The organism is Vibrio sp. ED004 (assembly GCF_023206395.1).
In the GTDB taxonomy this organism is placed as follows: Bacteria; Pseudomonadota; Gammaproteobacteria; order Enterobacterales; family Vibrionaceae; genus Vibrio.
In genome coordinates, this window is sequence record NZ_CP066149.1 from 1,959,256 (window position 1) to 1,976,899 (window position 17,644).

Genomic DNA, 17,644 nt, shown 5'->3' on the forward strand with positions numbered 1-17,644 from the left:
GCAACTGATTGAGGGTGTGAAAATCATCCTCTACATATAAACGTTTATATCAATGGAAATCATTATGAAAAAAATGGCTCTAGCAGCTGCATTAGCAGTTAGCTTCTCAGGTGCTGCATTTGCAGCTGAAGAAACTGCAGCAGCTGGTTCTAGTACTGGTACGGCTGCAGGCACTGGTGCATCTGCAGCAGCAGCTGGCACAGCAACAACAGTTGCAGTAGCGACAGCAGCAGTAGCGGCAGCAGCAGCTGTAGCGGTTGCTTCTAACGAAAGCGGTGCAACAACTACAACAACTACTCGATAATTTTTGAGTAGGCGTTTAAAACCATTTTATGTGAAAGCATAAAGTGGTTTTTTTATATCTAATTGATTAATTTTCTATATTGGACAGCAGCAACAAGAATGCTAGGAAGCAGAACTCGCCATGCTTAAACCTCTAATCATATCTCTTGGTCTTTTTCTTGCTGGTTGTTCTCAGCAGTTTCAAGACGTTAACTCTACTTTTGATGAAGCCTTTTTTGGAAGCTCTGATGTTGAGCTATCCAAGGAATACATTCAAACCTTACCTTATTCCAGCATTTATGCGGAAGTGAATGACCAAGGTAAAATCTTCATGGTCTTAGCGTATGTCGATGAAAACCCGCAAACGGGCGCAGAGCAGTTAAAGTGGATGTCTTCTGACAAAGCGATGATCGTCACTGAAAATGGACGTATCGTACAAACGCTATTGCTTCCTTACGAAAACCTCTCTGGTTTGGTATTCCAACCGTTGGATGCATTCTCTTCTGCAAACAGCTCGTCACCAGATTCTTCTTATGCGTTTGATGTGTCAGCGAACCCCGGTGCCCAAAAGTGGCAAGCGGTTTACGATTGGCAACCCAACTATCGATTCGGCTATAAAGCAAATATCACCCGAACGTATGCGGGAAATGAAACGGTCGAAACACCGTTAGCGTCTATCGATACTAAGAAGTTCCAAGAAAAGATTAACTTCCCTATGTTAGAGCAAGAGATCACCAACGAGTATTGGGTCGACAGCAAAGGCAAAGTGGTCAAAACCATACAGTATTTAGGCCCTGATATGACAAGGCTTGAGTTAACCGTCCTTAAGCATTATCAAAGCAATTAACGAACAGGGTAATGAACTAAAATGATGAATTATATTAGTCACGCATCAAAAATGAGGGGGCGTCGGTTGCCCGTAGTGAGAGCTCTGTTAATTATGAGCGCTTTGTTTGCTTTGAGCTCCGCTTCTGCGGCTTCTAATTTTGTTACACCTGATGGCTCTTCTTTAGTAAAAACAACAATCGAGCTTCCTCTTCAAGGTGTGACGCTTGAGTATAAAGCTAATGTTCGACTACTTCAGGTATTAGACGACGCGAATGCTAGCGGCAGTATTGGTTACTTCCCCCTTTCAGCTCAACTGTTTGATAAAACCAATACTGAAGCTAACAAATCTAATAAAGATATCGAAGCCAAAAAGCGCAATGTATTTAATCAACTTGACGCTTTCTCGGTAGAAGAGCCAGAAGCAAAACTGGTAAAGCAACAATTAGCTTCTTTCCAGTATCTCAATCGAGTTTTTATTGAATTAGACCGTAATGCGGTTATCTCGCAATCAGATAAGAACCCGTTACTTGTTTCAAGTTCAAATACTAATAAGCCGTCGCCTGCTGCCATAAAAAGAGCGTCGACCAGTCAAGCTCAAGCATTTTCTCTGTACTTACCACAACGACCAACGTCCATTCAGTTAATGGGTGCAATGAAAGAGTCGGTAACAATGAATCTGATTGAGCATGGAACCTTGAATGATTATCTCGATGCATTACCGAACGGTTTTATTGGTGAATCAGCGGATAAAAGCGTGGCGTATGTTGTTCAGCCAGACGGTGTGGTGCAAACCATTCAATACGCTTACTGGAACGAACAACCGGTTTACCTAGCACCAGGTGCCATCGTATTTATGGCGTTTTACTCTTTGCCATCGGAATACTCAACGTTGAACCAAGATATTGTCGATTTGCTACGTCATAAGGTTGGCTTGTAATGCTGAAACAGAAATCATTCCCTCTATCGGCAGTGTGTACATCGGTTACCTGCGCTCTGTTAATTACTAATAGTGTTCCGACAAGAGCAGAAATAACCATTGATTCCTCTTCGATTCGAGCAGAAAAATCATCATTCGACGACACAGAATACAGAACATCGCAAATGAACTTTGGTGGTGTTGGCTTAATGCAAATGCCGACAGGACGAATGGCACCAGAAGGTGAGTTCAACTTTAGTGCTTCGTTTAACAATGAGTACTATTTTTATAACGTGAGCCTGCAGGTGATGCCTTGGCTTGAAACCACCATTCGTTATACACAAGTACAAGATCTGCTTTATAGCGGAGGCGCAGACCAAGATTGTTCTCAAAACTCATTCAGTGGCTGTACCAAATACACAGATAAAGGCATCGACTTTAAACTGCGCTTAATCGAAGAAGGGTACTACTTACCAGAAGTGTCGGTAGGTGTGCGTGACTTCGGTGGTACAGGCTTGTTTGATGGTGAATTTGTCGCGGCAACCAAGCGTTTTGGCCCTATTGATTTTACCTTGGGCATGGCTTGGGGATACATGGGCACCAGTGGCAACTTCACTAACCCATTGTGTAAAGCCAGTGACAAGTATTGTGAACGCCCGTCTGATTTTAAAGGCAATGGCGGCAGTGTCGATTTTGAGCGTTGGTTTAAAGGCGATGCTGCGATTTATGGTGGTTTTGAATATCAAACCCCTTATAAGCCGCTAACCTTGAAGCTTGAGTACGATGGCAACGATTACTCTCAAGATTTCCCAGTAGTACGTGGCGGTGTCGACATGACACAACACACGCCATGGAACGTGGGTGCTGTGTACCGTTTCACCGATTGGGGCTCAGCGAAAGTGAGCTATGAGCGAGGCGATACCTTAACCCTTGGCTTTGATCTCTCGACTAACTTCAATGAAATGTATTCTGTGTGGCGAGATACTGAAACAGCAGAATTACGCCCAAGCGATGTCAACACGGTTGACGATATTGACATGGTAGCCCTCGCGGAAGAGCTAGAAACGATCGCTGGCTACGAACAAGCGCAAATCTTGGTCGACGATAATAGTATTGTGGTAAAGGGCACTCAGGTTAAATACCGAGACAGAGATATCGCCCTTGAGCGCGGTGCGACCGTGATTGCCAACGCGGTGCCAAGTTACATTGATACTTACAAAATAATCGAAAATGATAAATCGATGGAGCTCACCGAGACAACGGTAGATGCTCAAGCGTTCAAAGCGGCGGCTAACAACAGTTATCTCAATGCTCAAACCAGTGATGCAACTTATACTCACGAATTAGAGCGTAAGAAACCCGTGATTTATCATGATGGGCGTGAACGATTCGACGTGTCGATTTCACCAAACCTAGCTCAATCATTCGGTTCAGCTGAGAACTTCTACTTATACAGTTTGGGTTTATACACCAATGCTTCGTTTTGGGCGTTAAACAATGTCGAACTGTCGGGCTCTCTTTACGTTAACTTAATTGATAACTACGACAAGTTTAATTACGAAATCCCATCAGATGGCACTGACCAAACGCCAAGAGTAAGAACCTTATTCCGCTCTTACGTTGATGATCCGGTTCGTTTAGACCGTTTACAACTGACGTGGTTTGAAGACTACGGCAGCGGTATCTACACCCAAGCCTACGGTGGTTACCTAGAGAGTATGTTCGCGGGTGTGGGAGGAGAAATTCTGTACCGTCCATTTAACCAAAACTGGGCTATTGGCGCAGACATGACCGCGATTAGCCAACGAGACCCTGAAAGCTGGTTTGGTACGTTTGATCAAGAGATCCAAGTCAACCCTGACGACAGCAGCCGAACGTACAAAGTGATCGATAAAGGCACGACGGGCTTTATCACCGGTTACTACACCCCACAATGGGACTTCTTGAGCGATACCTTATTGAAAGTCGGTGTCGGTAAATTCCTTGCGGGTGATATCGGTACTCGTGTCGACTTCTCTAAGCAGTTCAAGAGTGGCGTTATTGCCGGTGCGTTTGTCAGCTTAACCGACATGACAACTGAAGAGTACGGTGAAGGCAGCTATACCAAAGGCTTCTACGTGTCGATTCCGTTTGATTTAGTCACCGTAAAACCAAGCTCAAGCCGCGCTGGCTTCACCTGGTTACCGATCACACGTGATGGCGGACAAGTGCTGAACAAACAATACAACTTGTTCGATCAAACCGACGCGCGTTCACCTTGGTTCCAAAGACCAAGTAGCGTTAAGTAGAGCTGAAAGTGCAGTATCGAGATACGAGTAAGCGGGATGCGAGGAGCGGGGAAGAGTAGTATCGAGATTCGGTAACCGAGTTTTGAAGAGCTTTAAAGTAGGTGAGAGTAATTAAGCCTGCGAAGAGCTTAGCTTTTGGTTCTCCCCCTTGAACGCCGTTCGTTTTTGAGCGGTGATATTCATCAAAGGGGGATGTTAATCTATGTGTTACTAACCCCTCCCAGCCACCCGTCACGGCTTTACGTGCTCTTGGCTCTTCGTTTACTCATATCTCGCTACTCTCATCTGCTCTTTAGCTCTTCGCATCTCGTTTACCTGAATCTCACATCTGCTCTTACCTACATTTAAAACCATTCAACTAGGTTGATAATAACCACAATTTGTGGATAATGCTTACGGATTAAACTAACCGTATGCAAGTGCACTTTTTGCTACGTTTTAGACAAAATACGCCTATTCAAATTCCATATTGATAGGGGCAGATTAACTACGCAGTGTGATGTCGCGGAATATCAAGGGGCGGTAGCGTTCCTATCTTTGATGTTAAAATGGAAGTGAGGTCACGGTAATGGCTCTCCTTAACTCTCTTAAATACTGCGTAGCTGATAAAATTGCCTGTTCTAACTTCTTTGGGTGTCCTTTGGGATATCACGACACATTCCGTTTCTATGACTTGGTTAACATGAAGATTAATAAAAATCGTCTCCTTTTAGCGCTCCTTCCTGCATTGCTTGCAGGGTGTACTACTCCAGGAACTCACCTTTCTACTGGCAACAAGAATGTGATTCAGCCTTCAGAGGAACAGCGAGAATCTGATATCTCTGATGTGGTTAACCTTTACCCACTGACAGCGCAATCAGTATCGACCTACCGAAATGAATCTTTATCGGTTTCACAAGCTAACCCGACGCTAGATATTGATATTGCAAAGTATGAATACCAGGTGGGTGTCGGTGACATCTTAAACATCACCATTTGGGATCACCCTGAACTGACGATTCCTGCGGGCTCCTACCGCAGTAGCACCGAAGCAGGTAACTGGGTTCATGCAGACGGCACCATATTCTATCCGTATATTGGTACTGTTGAAGTGGCAGGCAAAACGGTACGCGAAGTTCGCGCTGATATTGCAAATCGCTTAGCTAAGTACATCGAAAGCCCTCAAGTTGATGTGAACGTAGCGGCTTTCCGCTCTAAGAAAACTTATATTACTGGTGAGGTGTCTAAACCTGGTCAGCAGCCAATCACTAATATCCCATTAACATTATTGGATGCCGTGAACCGTTCTGGTGGTTTATCTGAAGATGCCGATTGGCGCAATGTTTCATTAACCCGTAACGGCGTGGAAGAGAACCTTTCTCTTTATGGTTTGATGCAGCGTGGTGACTTAACGCAAAACCGTTTACTGCAAGCCGGTGATATTGTTCACGTACCTCGTAACGACAACCAAAAAGTATTCGTGATGGGTGAAGTGAATGACCCACAACTGCTGAAGATCGACCGTGTTGGCATGAGCCTAACCGAAGCACTCAGTAACGTTGGTGGCATTAACCAGCTCACTGCCGATGCAACGGGTGTGTTTGTTATTCGAACTTCAGATGACAAATCAGAACGCATGGCAGATATCTACCAACTGAATATGGAAGATGCGTCAGCGTTAGTGATTGGTACCGAGTTTGATTTAAAACCTTACGACATTGTTTATGTCACCGCTGCACCAATCAGCCGTTGGAACCGTGTTATCGGTCAGCTTGTACCAACCATCTCTGGCTTCAACGACCTAACCGAAGGCATGTTGCGCGTTCGTAATTGGTAATAAATTCAGATTTAATAATCAGGTTGCATGTTGCGTGTAACCTGATTTTTTACATCTAAAAGTAAACTCGGCTTACAAACTCGTTTAATTAATAATTAAGCTCAGCTTATAAGCCCATTACAGTTAGAAATTAGATATGTTTAATAAAATTTTGGTGGTGTGCGTAGGCAATATTTGTCGCTCACCGACTGGGGAACGTGTTCTTCAAAAGCTGCTTCCTAACAAAGAAGTGGCCTCTGCTGGCATCGCTGCTGAAAAAAGTCGTTTAATCGGTAAGCCTGCAGATGAAACAGCGATTTTGATTGCAGCTGAAAATAGTGTCGATGTTGAAAATCATCAATCTCAACAAGTCACACCGCAGCTTTGTGCTCAGTATGATTTGATATTGGTGATGGAGAAGGGCCATTTAGAAGCGCTGACTCAAATTTCACCGGAAGCGCGTGGAAAAACCATGCTATTTGGCCAGTGGATTGGTCAAAAAGATATTCCCGATCCGTATCGTCAAAGCCGCGAAGCATTTGAACATGCTTATCAGTTGATTGATGAAGCAGCCCAAGCTTGGGCAAGAAAGCTGTAATTAAAATTTAGATAAACTATCTAGTTAAGCTTTAGATACGTCCGGTTAAGCTATGATGCATAGCTATTAATAGCTATGATGCATAGCTATTAATAGAATCAAATAAAAGAGAAGCATACAAGCCGTATTTAACTTCTCTTCAAAATACTAGTTTAGGAAGTAGCAATCTGATGACAACACAACCATCTCAGCAATCGCATACAGATAACTCTGATGAGATCGATTTAGGAAAACTGCTTGGCATTCTACTGGACGCTAAATGGCTAATCATGCTGACCACATTTGCTTTTGCTGTGTTTGGTATTGCTTTTGCTCTGCTTTCAACGCCGATATACAAAGCGGATGCACTGATTCAAATTGAAGAGAAAAGCTCTGGCGGCATTTCATCGATGGTCGGTGACATGGGCGAATTGTTCTCTCAAGAATCTTCTGCGACGACGGAAGTTGAGATCATCAAATCTCGTATGATCTTGGGCGAAACGGTTGATAAATTCAATTTAACCACCGTAACCTCTCCAAACTACGCACCGATCGTGGGTAAAGGTTTTGCTCGCTTAACTGGCGACATCAACCATATCGCCGTGAGCCGCTTTATTTTGCCAAGTTATGCGAGCGGTTATGCACACACGATCCAGATCCTCGATGCTGAGCAGGGTACTTACCAATTAGTTCGTGATGATGAGCGCATTATCTTGCAAGGCAAAGTGGGTGAGCTAGCAACAGCAGACGACTACAGCTTGTTTGTGGCTGGTTTTGAATCACACAATGGTTTCGAGTTCTCTATTGCGAAACAAAGCCGACTAGAAGCGATCGAATGGCTGAAAAAATCGTTGTCTTTGTCTGAGCAAGGCAAGCAGACTGGCATTTTGAAGCTGAGCTTTGAAGGTGAAAACAAGCAGCAGATCTCTGAAATTCTTAATCACATTAGTCAGATCTACTTTTTACAGAACGTGAAGCGTAACTCAGCAGAAGCAGAGAAGAGCCTAGAGTTCCTAGAAAGCCACCTTCCAGGTATTAAATCTGAGCTAACTGGCTATGAAGACGTACTAAACAATTACCGCCAAAAGAACGAATCGATCGACTTGGGTTTAGAAGCACAATCAACCTTGAAGGTAATGGTAGAGCTTGAAGCGCAATTGAATGAACTGACGTTTAAAGAGAGTGAAATCAGTCAACGCTTCACTAAAGATCACCCAGCATACAAAGCTCTGCTTGATAAGCGTAAAACACTATTAGGTGAGAAAGAACGCCTAAACAAACAAGTACAAAAGCTACCAAAAACACAACGTGAAGTACTGCGTATGACACGTGATGTTGAAGTAAACCAACAAATCTACATCCAGTTACTAAACAAGGTTCAAGAGCTAAGCATTATTAAAGCCGGCACGGTCGGTAACGTTCGTATTCTGGATGATGCACAAGCGTATGCTCGTGCAGTAAAACCTAAGAAGCCTCTCATTGTTGTATTAGCAACGCTATTAGGTGGCATGCTAAGTGTCGCGTTTGTGTTAGTAAAAGCAGCGTTCCACCGTGGTGTTGAAAACCCAGACCAAATTGAACAAATTGGCTTGCCAGTATATGCGGCGGTACCAAAATCTGATTTACAAATCGAGCTGACCAACCGCTTTAAATCGAAGAAGATGCAAACCAAGGGGACTCAAGCACTGCTTGCCGAATCGAACCCTGCGGATCTTTCTGTTGAAGCACTGCGTGGCCTTCGCACCAGCTTGCACTTTGCAATGCTCGAAGCGAAAAACAATATCTTGATGATCTCTGGCCCTGCGCCAGGTATTGGTAAATCTTTTATCTCGACCAACTTTGCCGCAGTAGCCGCAAAAACAGGCCAGAAGGTGCTATTGATTGATACGGATATGCGTAAAGGTTACCTACAACAAAGCTTTGGTGTGAAATGGGACAACGGCCTTTCTGATGTATTAAGCAGCAAGCAAGAGTTCGCTCAATCAGTAAAAACGACACCAGTAGAAAACCTCGATATCATTACTCGTGGCCAAGTGCCACCCAACCCATCTGAACTGCTGATGCACCCACGCTTTGCCGAGCTTATGGAATGGGCATCAAAAGAGTATGATTTGGTGATTGTCGATACCCCACCAGTTCTTGCGGTAACCGACCCAAGCATCGTCGGCGCCTTCGCTGGCACCACACTAATGGTGGCGCGCTACGGTCAAAACACCATTAAAGAGATCGATGTGGCTCGCAACCGTTTCGAACAATCGGGTATCGAAGTGAAAGGCGTTATCTTCAATGCCATCGAGAAGAAAGCATCAAGCTCGTATGGCTATGGCTACTACAACTACGTATATTCGAGCGACAAGAAATAAAGAAAGCAGTAACGAGATGCGAGTAACCGGGTAAACGAAGAGCAGAAAGGCAGATACAAGATTCGAGTGGCGGGATACGAAAAGCGCCACTCGAATCTGCTCTTCATCTCTTCGCATCTCGCTTACCCGTTACTCGTATCTGCTCTTGGTCACCCGCATCTACTTCTTCACCACCCCACCCGTTAAACACAAGCCAATCACCGCTAACACCGGATAGCCAAACGCTTCATTTGTCATTTCCCCCTACGGTTTCCAGTCGTAGCCGAGCATACAGCCCAGAATCACCATTACTACATAAGGAATGGTGAACAACAATCAAAGCTTCGTTTCGCTGTATCGCAATGGCAATATTTTTATTGATATAGAAAATCGTTACTTCATCGGGATCCAGTTTCTGCAAGGCGTACAATGCTTTCGCTCTATCAACGCATGGTCAGAGGCCTACCCCAATAGGGTAAATTTCAAACTGGCTAATATGCACTTACTTTGCTAGAATGCGCAGCAAGTTAAAACCGTATGAAAACCGCATAAAGCGAACAAATTGTGATTATTGCCTGTAGGAGCCAAACCTAAGGGCGGTAGCGTACCTAGGGAAAAATCATCAACGTGCCCATGTTTAAAGGCTTCGTGGCTTGTTAGGCACTCTATTTTTCAATATGGTTAGCTAGTGCCATCACATAATTGATAATTAACCGATGATCAATTTGTAGATCACTTTCAGTGTTTTCTAATACCTCCCTAGAAAAATTGGAGGTCCAACAGTGAGTAACCAACACCCATTTATGCATTTTGATGTCATCCCAGATTACAGGGCAAGATCATGAAAAACCCATATGGAATAAGGGGTAGCGTGAAGTGATGTTTCCACTAATTTGTACACTGAAGTCACAATAAATTCAATACATTCAAGATCGATTTGATGATCAGATTTAGGTGTGATCATATACTGTTTTTTAACAGCAGATATTTAGCCTAATGAGTGGATTAAGCCTTTTGGACCATATTTCAGTTATTCGAGACCCTCGCCAAGCTTGGAAAATAGAGCACACGCTAACCGACATTATCTTCTTAACAATTGCAGCAGTGATTGCTGGTGCTGAAGGTTGGGAGGATATTGAAGATTTTGGTGAAGATAACTTGGAATGGCTTAGACAGTATGGTGATTTCAAACAAGGCATACCAGTACACGATACCATTGCCCGAGTTATTAATCTTATTTCCGCCAAGCAACTGCAACGATGCTTTACTGCGTGGATGAAAGACTGCCATGAGGCGACAGAGGGTGAAGTGATTGCTATCGACGGCAAAACTCTCAGAGGCACATACAACAAAGACAAGCGTTGTGGTGCAATCCATATGGTTAGTGCCTTTAGTGCGGCAAACCAAGTTGTACTAGGACAAGTTAAGACTGCGGATAAAAGCAATGAAATAAAAGCGATCCCTGAACTGCTTGAAATGCTTTCCTTGCGAGGTTGTTTAGTGACGATTGATGCTATGGGATGCCAGAAGGATATAGCTGAAAAGATAGTCGCTCAAGATGCAGATTACCTCTTAGCGGTAAAAGGTAATCAAAAACGATTGGAGCAAGCGATTAGCCAAGTGTTTAATTCTAGTATGATTAATAGTTTTGAAGGTGATAAATACGTCACTCAAGAGAAAGGGCATGGTCGTACAGAAACGCGTTTGAGTATGGTTGTTCACAATACAGATTTCTTAGGCGATATAGCGTTTGATTGGGCTGAACTCTCCACCATAGGTATGGTTGTTTCAATTCGCCAAGAAGGTGATAAGCCAGCAGAAACAATGCAAATCAAGCACTACATAAGCTCAGCAAAACTAACGGCTAAAGCTTTACTAGAGAGCACGCGAGCACATTGGAGCATTGAAAGTGTGCCGCAGGCACTGAAGTTAGCAGCATAAGGAGATGCTATGACTTAAGGCATAAGCTCAGGAAGAGATGGTGGCAGGCCCACCGAAGTCTGCTGTCGGAAGCTGGCTTCAAACCACTCCAAGTGGCTGTAGTTAAGAGCTATGGTCATGAGCGTTGGAGTCAAAGTGCGAACGAAAGTTCGGCAGGTACGATATAGAGAGACGAGTTAACCCGAACCCATGTGGACGCGTCGTAATCCAGAGACTGACATCAAAACCAAGGGCGTTTCTATCTCTTGGGACAAGTCTATGAGTAAACTCCGAATGCTGCATAGACGGTGTCCGGCGTATAGTGGGCGTGAATCTATATCAGGCTCTTTTTGGGAACTGCGGGAACCAGTCGTTGTGATGCCTAAGGAAGACATACAAGCCACTGAATTGGCGAGTATTAGAGTACCGACGCACAGCACTGGGACGGAGCTATCTGTAGTAGTGAGGAAACAGCTGTAATGGTTGTGGAGCGAAGGGGTAGCGTTAGGCCGTCGTTAAGTTCTGCCCAACTGACAATAAATCAGGAGGAGGCAGAGGTTAAGACAAAACAATTCAACATTTCAAAATGGCAAGTAGTCAACGCATACAAGTTGGTGAAAGCAAATGCAGGCGCGGCAGGGGTTGATAATGAAACACTGGCCGATTTTGACAGGAACTTAAAAGGAAATCTCTATAAAATTTGGAACCGATTGGCATCGGGAACCTACTTCCCTCCGCCAGTACTGGCTGTAGCCATTCCAAAGAAAGCCGGAGGCGAGAGGATACTTGGTATACCAACCGTCAGTGACCGCATCGCACAGATGGTGGTCAAACTGACGTTTGAACCCCAAGTAGAATCGCACTTCTTGCCAGATTCGTATGGATACAGACCAAAGAAATCGGCTCTAGATGCTATAGGTGTAACTCGAAGACGGTGTTGGGACTATGACTGGTGCCTTGAGTTCGATATTAAGGCATTGTTTGATAAAATACCGCACGACCTATTGATGAAAGCAGTCGATAAACACTGCACAGAAAAGTGGGTAAGGTTATATATCAAACGTTGGTTAACAGCACCGATGAAAATGCCAGATGGAGAGTTGAAAGCAAGGGATATGGGAACACCTCAAGGAGGGGTAATCAGTCCTGTTCTCGCCAATCTCTTTTTACATTATGTCTTCGATAAATGGTTACACAAGCATTACCGCGGTATACCTTGGTGTCGATATGCGGATGATGGGCTGGTTCATTGCAAAAGCAAAGAAGAAGCCGAACACATGCTAGAGGTACTGAGAGAGCGCTTTGCTGAGTGTGGTCTAGAGTTGCATCCAGAAAAGACCAAAATAGTTTACTGCAAGGACGGAAGCCGAAAAGGCAATCATGAACACACAAGCTTCGACTTTCTTGGATATACATTCAGGCGTCGATTAGTGAAGAACACCAAGCGAAACAGTATGTTTGTAAGTTTCACGCCAGCGGTGAGTAAGGTTGCTTTGAAAGCGATGAGGCGGAGAATTAAAACGCTGAAGGTACGAAGCCGAACAGATCTCAACATCGCACAGATATCAGGTTGGTTAAATCCAATGATAAATGGCTGGATTGGGTACTATGGTAAGTACTATCGGTCGTCGCTATACCCAGTGTTTAGACACATCAACAAAGCTCTGATTAGGTGGGCGAGACGCAAATACAAAAAACTTCGTCGCCATAAGACTCGAGCAACGCTGTTCTTGGAAAGGATAGCTAAGCAGAATCCGTGGTTGTTTGCCCATTGGAGGCATGGAATGAGAGGATCGTTTGCCTAATGGAAGCGGTATGAACTGAGAGGTTCACGTACCGTTTTGCGAGAGGCTGCAGGGGCAGTTCCTGCGGTCTACTCACCATCAGATGCACTGGCGATTAGACGTTGGTTTTAAAGAAGATGAATGTCGGATACGTCGAGAGCAAGCCGGTGAGAATTTAGCAGTTATAAGACATATAGCTTTAAACCTGCTGGCGGAAGAAACCAGCTTCAAAGCTGGGATAAAAAGAAAGCAGAAAAAAGCGAACCGCAATAACGCTTACCTTTCGCAAGTCCTTGCAGGGCAAGGGGCTTCGTAATCTTGCCCTGGGCTTCGAGCCGCAAAAAGAATGTTTTTGCGGCCTATTGGGGCGGTTTTTAAAAAGTCAGCAATATCTAGGTTTTATAAGGGATTGTTTAAAATAGACTGTCTCAAAATGAATAAAAAGTGTCTCAGGGCTGTTTTAAGTACTGAGGTTGAAAGTAATAAAAATCACTTCTTTTAATTTCACCTGTCGGTTGGAAACTTCATAAAATGACTAAGAAAAAAATCCTTACGGTTTTTGGCACACGTCCAGAAGCTATCAAAATGGCACCTCTTGTTCATGCTCTAGCAGCCGATGCTCGCTTTGAAGCAAAGTGCTGTGTGACTGCTCAGCACCGTGAAATGCTTGACCAAGTCTTAGAGTTATTTGAAATAACGCCAGACTACGATTTGAATCTGATGAAAGCAGGCCAAACACTTAACGAAGTGACTGCCCGTATTTTGTTAGAGCTTAAACCCGTGCTAGAAGAATTCAAACCCGATGTGGTTTTAGTACACGGTGACACGGCAACCACGTTTGCTGCAAGCCTAGCGGCTTACTATGAGCAAATCGCAGTCGGTCATGTTGAAGCAGGTCTTCGTACGGGCAATATTTACTCGCCTTGGCCAGAAGAAGGTAACCGTCGTCTAACTGGCGCGTTAACCAAATATCATTTTGCACCAACGCCAACCTCACAAGAGAACCTTCTAAAAGAAAACTTCAATCCAGAAGACATTAGCGTGACTGGCAACACGGTGATTGATGCCTTGTTAATGGTCAAAGACAAGATCGATTCTGATAAAAATTTGAACGCCACGCTTTCTGCTCAGTTCCCGTTTTTGGATGAAAACAAAAAGCTGATCCTAGTGACGGGCCATCGCCGTGAAAGTTTTGGTGGTGGTTTTGAGCGTATTTGTGAGTCGCTTGCTATTACGGCTAAAGCGCACCCGGACACGCAAATCTTGTACCCAATGCACCTTAATCCAAATGTACGTGAACCCGTGAACCGCATTCTCGCTGACATTGAGAACATTCATCTTATTGAGCCTCAACAATACCTGCCATTTATCTACTTAATGAGCCGCGCACACATCATTTTAACCGACTCGGGAGGCATTCAAGAAGAAGCGCCTTCACTAGGTAAACCTGTGTTGGTGATGCGAGATACAACAGAGCGCCCAGAAGCGGTTGAAGCAGGCACAGTTAAGTTAGTTGGCACCGATGTTGATATGATTGTTGATAATTTAAATCAGCTACTAACCGATGAAAGCGCTTATCAAGCGATGAGTTTTGCTCACAATCCATACGGTGACGGTAAAGCTTGCCAAAGAATCTTGAACGAATTAGAAAATTAAAAATTGGAATATAAACTATGTCTTTTGAAACAATTTCAGTTGTTGGTCTCGGTTACATCGGTTTGCCGACAGCAGCGATGTTTGCATCACGTAAGAAAAAAGTAATTGGTGTCGATGTAAACCAGAACGCTGTCGATACTATCAATCGCGGTGAAATCCATATTGTAGAACCCGATCTAGATATGTTAGTCAGCGCCGCTGTACAACAAGGTTACTTAAAAGCGGTGACGACTCCAGAGGTTGCTGATGCCTTTTTAATTGCAGTCCCAACACCATTTCTTCCAATAGAAAATGATGGTGATATTCCAAAGCCTGATTTGCGCTATATCGAAGCAGCATCAAAAGCAATTGCACCAGTACTTAAAAAAGGTGACTTAGTAATTTTAGAATCGACATCACCAGTCGGTGCTACCGAGCAAATGGCTAAATGGTTGAGTGAGGCTCGTTCTGATTTAACATTTCCTCAAACGCATGGTGAAAGTGCAGATGTTAATGTTGCGCATTGCCCTGAACGAGTTTTACCGGGCCATGTTGTCACCGAGCTTGTACAAAATGACCGGGTGATTGGCGGCATGAGTAAGCGTTGTTCCGAGCGAAGTGTAGAGCTTTATAAAACATTTGTGATGGGTGATTGTGTAATAACTAATGCACGTACAGCAGAAATGGCAAAGCTGACTGAAAACAGCTGTCGTGATGTTCAAATTGCTTTTGCAAACGAACTATCGATGATTTGTGATGATCTCGATATTGATGTGTGGGAGTTGATTGCTTTAGCAAACCGCCACCCTCGAATTAACATTCTACAACCTGGACCAGGGGTTGGTGGGCATTGCATCGCTGTTGATCCTTGGTTTATTGTTTCAAAAACACCAGAGCTAGCAAAGTTAATTAAAACTGCGCGTGATGTGAATGATAAAAAGCCTGAATGGGTCATTGATAAAGTTAAAATTGCATTGGCTGAATTTTTACAAGCGAACCCATCTAAAACCGCAAAAGATGTGACTATTGCTTGTTATGGTTTAGCATTTAAACCTGATATTGATGACTTGCGTGAAAGTCCTGCGTTAGATATTACAAAATCTATCGCAGATTTTCATTCAGGCCAAGTGTTAGCCATTGAACCTAATATTGAAGAAATTAAGCATGATAATATTAAACTAGTGACAATTGATGAGTCTCTAACAAAGACTGATATTCATGTGATGCTTGTGGATCATAAACAGTTTAAGAAGATTAGATTAACTGATTCATTTGTTATCGATACGAAGGGCATCTGGTAATGAAAATCCTCGTTACTGGCGGTGCTGGTTTTATCGGCTCAGCTGTTATTCGTCATATCATCATGAATACTTCAGACAGCGTGATCAACGTTGATAAGCTCACTTACGCAGGTAATTTACAGTCTCTTGTTGACGTGGATTCAAGCAAACGTTATGCGTTCGAGCAAATCGATATTTGCAATCGTTCAGAGCTTGACCGAGTGTTCGCTGAGCACAAACCCGATGCGGTAATGCACCTCGCGGCTGAATCACATGTTGACCGCTCAATCACAGGCCCTGCCGCATTCATCGAAACCAATATTGTTGGCACCTATACGCTGCTAGAAGCGACTCGCGAGTACTGGAATACGCTTGAAGAAGGTGTGAAAGCCGAGTTCCGTTTCCATCATATTTCTACCGATGAAGTGTATGGCGATCTCCCACATCCCGATGAAGTTCCAGAAGGTACAGTGCTGCCAATGTTTTTGGAGACAACCTCGTATGAGCCATCAAGCCCATACTCGGCGTCAAAAGCCTCGAGCGACCACTTAGTTCGTGCATGGTTGCGTACTTACGGACTGCCAACCATAGTAACCAACTGCTCAAACAACTACGGTCCTTATCACTTCCCTGAAAAATTGATCCCGTTAGTGATTCTTAATGCTCTAGAGGGTAAAGACCTTCCTATCTACGGAAAAGGCGATCAAATCCGTGACTGGCTGTTTGTTGAAGACCATGCGCGAGCGCTCTACAAAGTCGTGACCGAAGGTAAAGTGGGCGAGACCTACAATATTGGTGGTCATAACGAGAAGAAAAACCTTGAAGTTGTGAACACGATTTGTGAAATCCTAGACTCGTTAGTGCCGAAAGAGTCAGCGTATGCTGAGCAGATCACCTATGTGCAAGATCGCCCTGGGCATGATCGCCGTTACGCGATTGATTCATCTAAAATACAGCGTGAGCTAGGTTGGACGCCTGAGGAAACCTTTGAAACGGGCCTTCGCAAGACAGTGCAATGGTATCTAGACAACTCAGCGTGGTGTCAAAATGTGCAAGATGGCAGCTACCAACGTGAGCGTCTAGGTGTAGAAATTGTTGAACCAAAGGAAGGTAACGAATGAAAGGTATTGTACTAGCGGGTGGTTCAGGTACGCGTTTATACCCATTAACCCGTGGTGTTTCAAAGCAACTATTGCCTATCTACGATAAGCCGATGGTGTTTTACCCGATTTCAACGTTAATGCTGGCGGGCATTAAAGATATTTTGATTATCACAACATAAGAAGACAACGCAGGATTCCAGCGCTTACTTGGTGATGGTTCTGATTTCGGTATTAATCTTGAGTACGCGATTCAGCCAAGCCCAGATGGTCTAGCACAAGCGTTTATTATCGGTGAAGAGTTCATTGGTGATGACAGCGTCTGTTTAGTGCTGGGTGATAACATTTTCTATGGGTAGTCCTTTAGCCGCCAGTTGACAAGAGCTAGAGAGTTAACATCAAAAGGTTTATCTACAGTATTTGGTTATCAAGTGAAAGACCCAGAGCGTTTTGGTGTGGTTGAGTTTGATGAAGAGATGAAAGCCGTCTCTATTGAAGAGAAGCCTCAAGCACCAAAGTCCAACTATGCAGTAACAGGGCTGTATTTCTACGATAATCGCGTGGTAGAAATGGCGAAGCAAGTGAAACCATCACACCGTGGCGAGTTAGAAATTACTACTCTCAATGAAATGTACTTAAATGACGGCTCGCTAAACGTAGAGTTACTCGGTCGTGGTTTTGCATGGTTAGATACTGGCACACACGAAAGTCTGCATGAAGCCTCTTCTTTCGTTCAAACAATCGAGAACGTACAAGGCTTAAAAGTCGCGTGTTTAGAAGAAATTGCGTGGCGTAATGGTTGGTTGAGTGATGAACAAGTGTTGACTCTAGCTGAGCCTATGATGAAAAACGAATACGGCCAATACTTGACTCGTTTAGTGACTGGCGCTTAGAAAA

At 44.0% G+C, this 17,644-nt stretch carries 11 protein-coding genes and 3 pseudogenes; all 14 read left to right on the plus strand.

Annotated elements, in window-relative coordinates:
• Positions 1 to 64: 64 nt before the first annotated feature.
• The 14 genes and pseudogenes from ITG10_RS08870 (at position 65) to rfbA (ending at position 17,640) form a co-directional block, all read left to right on the plus strand.
• Positions 65 to 304: a hypothetical protein gene (locus tag ITG10_RS08870; RefSeq protein ID WP_017629890.1), complete on the plus strand. Its 240-nt coding sequence runs from the start codon at positions 65 to 67 to the stop codon at positions 302 to 304.
• Positions 305 to 424: 120 nt separating this feature from the next.
• A complete protein-coding gene (locus ITG10_RS08875) occupies positions 425 to 1,129 on the plus strand; it encodes a YjbF family lipoprotein (RefSeq protein WP_017629889.1) in 705 nt (234 codons plus the stop codon).
• Between the two features lie 21 nt (positions 1,130 to 1,150).
• The gene (locus ITG10_RS08880) at positions 1,151 to 2,047 is read left to right on the plus strand and encodes a capsule biosynthesis GfcC family protein (RefSeq protein ID WP_128644336.1); all 897 of its coding nucleotides are present in this window, start codon (positions 1,151 to 1,153) and stop codon (positions 2,045 to 2,047) included.
• Positions 2,047 to 4,314: a YjbH domain-containing protein gene (locus ITG10_RS08885; RefSeq protein ID WP_026084138.1), complete on the plus strand. Its 2,268-nt coding sequence runs from the start codon at positions 2,047 to 2,049 to the stop codon at positions 4,312 to 4,314. Before ITG10_RS08880 ends, ITG10_RS08885 begins: the two co-directional genes overlap by 1 nt.
• A gap of 682 nt (positions 4,315 to 4,996) precedes the next feature.
• Positions 4,997 to 6,130 carry a polysaccharide export protein gene (locus ITG10_RS08890; protein ID WP_026084137.1) on the plus strand — a complete coding sequence of 378 codons (1,134 nt, stop codon included), beginning with the start codon at positions 4,997 to 4,999 and terminating at the stop codon, positions 6,128 to 6,130.
• Between the two features lie 136 nt (positions 6,131 to 6,266).
• Entirely contained in the window at positions 6,267 to 6,707 is a 441-nt protein-coding gene (locus ITG10_RS08895) for a low molecular weight protein-tyrosine-phosphatase (RefSeq protein WP_017629885.1), read from the plus strand.
• A gap of 170 nt (positions 6,708 to 6,877) precedes the next feature.
• Positions 6,878 to 9,049: a polysaccharide biosynthesis tyrosine autokinase gene (locus ITG10_RS08900; protein WP_248386332.1), complete on the plus strand. Its 2,172-nt coding sequence runs from the start codon at positions 6,878 to 6,880 to the stop codon at positions 9,047 to 9,049.
• 975 nt (positions 9,050 to 10,024) lie between these two features.
• Positions 10,025 to 10,936 (plus strand): annotated as a pseudogene (locus ITG10_RS08905) (ISAs1 family transposase); the annotation flags it as partial.
• 491 nt (positions 10,937 to 11,427) lie between these two features.
• Positions 11,428 to 12,753, plus strand: a complete 1,326-nt coding sequence (gene ltrA / locus ITG10_RS08910; protein ID WP_248386333.1) for a group II intron reverse transcriptase/maturase — start codon at positions 11,428 to 11,430, stop codon at positions 12,751 to 12,753.
• A 79-nt stretch (positions 12,754 to 12,832) separates the two neighbouring features.
• A pseudogene (locus ITG10_RS08915) lies at positions 12,833 to 13,048 on the plus strand (ISAs1 family transposase); the annotation flags it as partial.
• 215 nt (positions 13,049 to 13,263) lie between these two features.
• Complete coding sequence (gene wecB / locus ITG10_RS08920) at positions 13,264 to 14,388, plus strand: UDP-N-acetylglucosamine 2-epimerase (non-hydrolyzing) (protein WP_248386334.1); 1,125 nt, start codon at positions 13,264 to 13,266, stop codon at positions 14,386 to 14,388.
• Positions 14,389 to 14,405: 17 nt separating this feature from the next.
• Positions 14,406 to 15,668 (plus strand): UDP-N-acetyl-D-mannosamine dehydrogenase, encoded by a 1,263-nt coding sequence (gene wecC, locus ITG10_RS08925; protein WP_248386335.1) that lies wholly within the window; start codon positions 14,406 to 14,408, stop codon positions 15,666 to 15,668.
• Positions 15,668 to 16,768 (plus strand): dTDP-glucose 4,6-dehydratase, encoded by a 1,101-nt coding sequence (rfbB, locus tag ITG10_RS08930; RefSeq protein WP_248386336.1) that lies wholly within the window; start codon positions 15,668 to 15,670, stop codon positions 16,766 to 16,768. The genes wecC and rfbB overlap by 1 nt, the downstream gene beginning before the upstream one ends.
• Positions 16,765 to 17,640, plus strand: a pseudogene (gene rfbA, locus ITG10_RS08935) (glucose-1-phosphate thymidylyltransferase RfbA). The gene rfbB and the pseudogene rfbA overlap by 4 nt, the downstream one beginning before the upstream one ends.
• The last annotated feature ends 4 nt before the right edge of the window (positions 17,641 to 17,644 follow it).

Excerpts from the sequence above, each read along its gene's own strand:
- ITG10_RS08870 (WP_017629890.1), top strand. The coding sequence starts at position 65 with ATGAAAAAAATGGCTCTAGCAGCTGCATTAGCAGTTAGCTTCTCAGGT.
- ITG10_RS08875 (WP_017629889.1), top strand. The coding sequence starts at position 425 with ATGCTTAAACCTCTAATCATATCTCTTGGTCTTTTTCTTGCTGGTTGT.
- ITG10_RS08880 (WP_128644336.1), top strand. The coding sequence starts at position 1,151 with ATGATGAATTATATTAGTCACGCATCAAAAATGAGGGGGCGTCGGTTG.
- ITG10_RS08885 (WP_026084138.1), top strand. The coding sequence starts at position 2,047 with ATGCTGAAACAGAAATCATTCCCTCTATCGGCAGTGTGTACATCGGTT.
- ITG10_RS08890 (WP_026084137.1), top strand. The coding sequence starts at position 4,997 with ATGAAGATTAATAAAAATCGTCTCCTTTTAGCGCTCCTTCCTGCATTG.
- ITG10_RS08895 (WP_017629885.1), top strand. The coding sequence starts at position 6,267 with ATGTTTAATAAAATTTTGGTGGTGTGCGTAGGCAATATTTGTCGCTCA.
- ITG10_RS08900 (WP_248386332.1), top strand. The coding sequence starts at position 6,878 with ATGACAACACAACCATCTCAGCAATCGCATACAGATAACTCTGATGAG.
- ltrA (WP_248386333.1), top strand. The coding sequence starts at position 11,428 with ATGGTTGTGGAGCGAAGGGGTAGCGTTAGGCCGTCGTTAAGTTCTGCC.
- wecB (WP_248386334.1), top strand. The coding sequence starts at position 13,264 with ATGACTAAGAAAAAAATCCTTACGGTTTTTGGCACACGTCCAGAAGCT.
- wecC (WP_248386335.1), top strand. The coding sequence starts at position 14,406 with ATGTCTTTTGAAACAATTTCAGTTGTTGGTCTCGGTTACATCGGTTTG.
- rfbB (WP_248386336.1), top strand. The coding sequence starts at position 15,668 with ATGAAAATCCTCGTTACTGGCGGTGCTGGTTTTATCGGCTCAGCTGTT.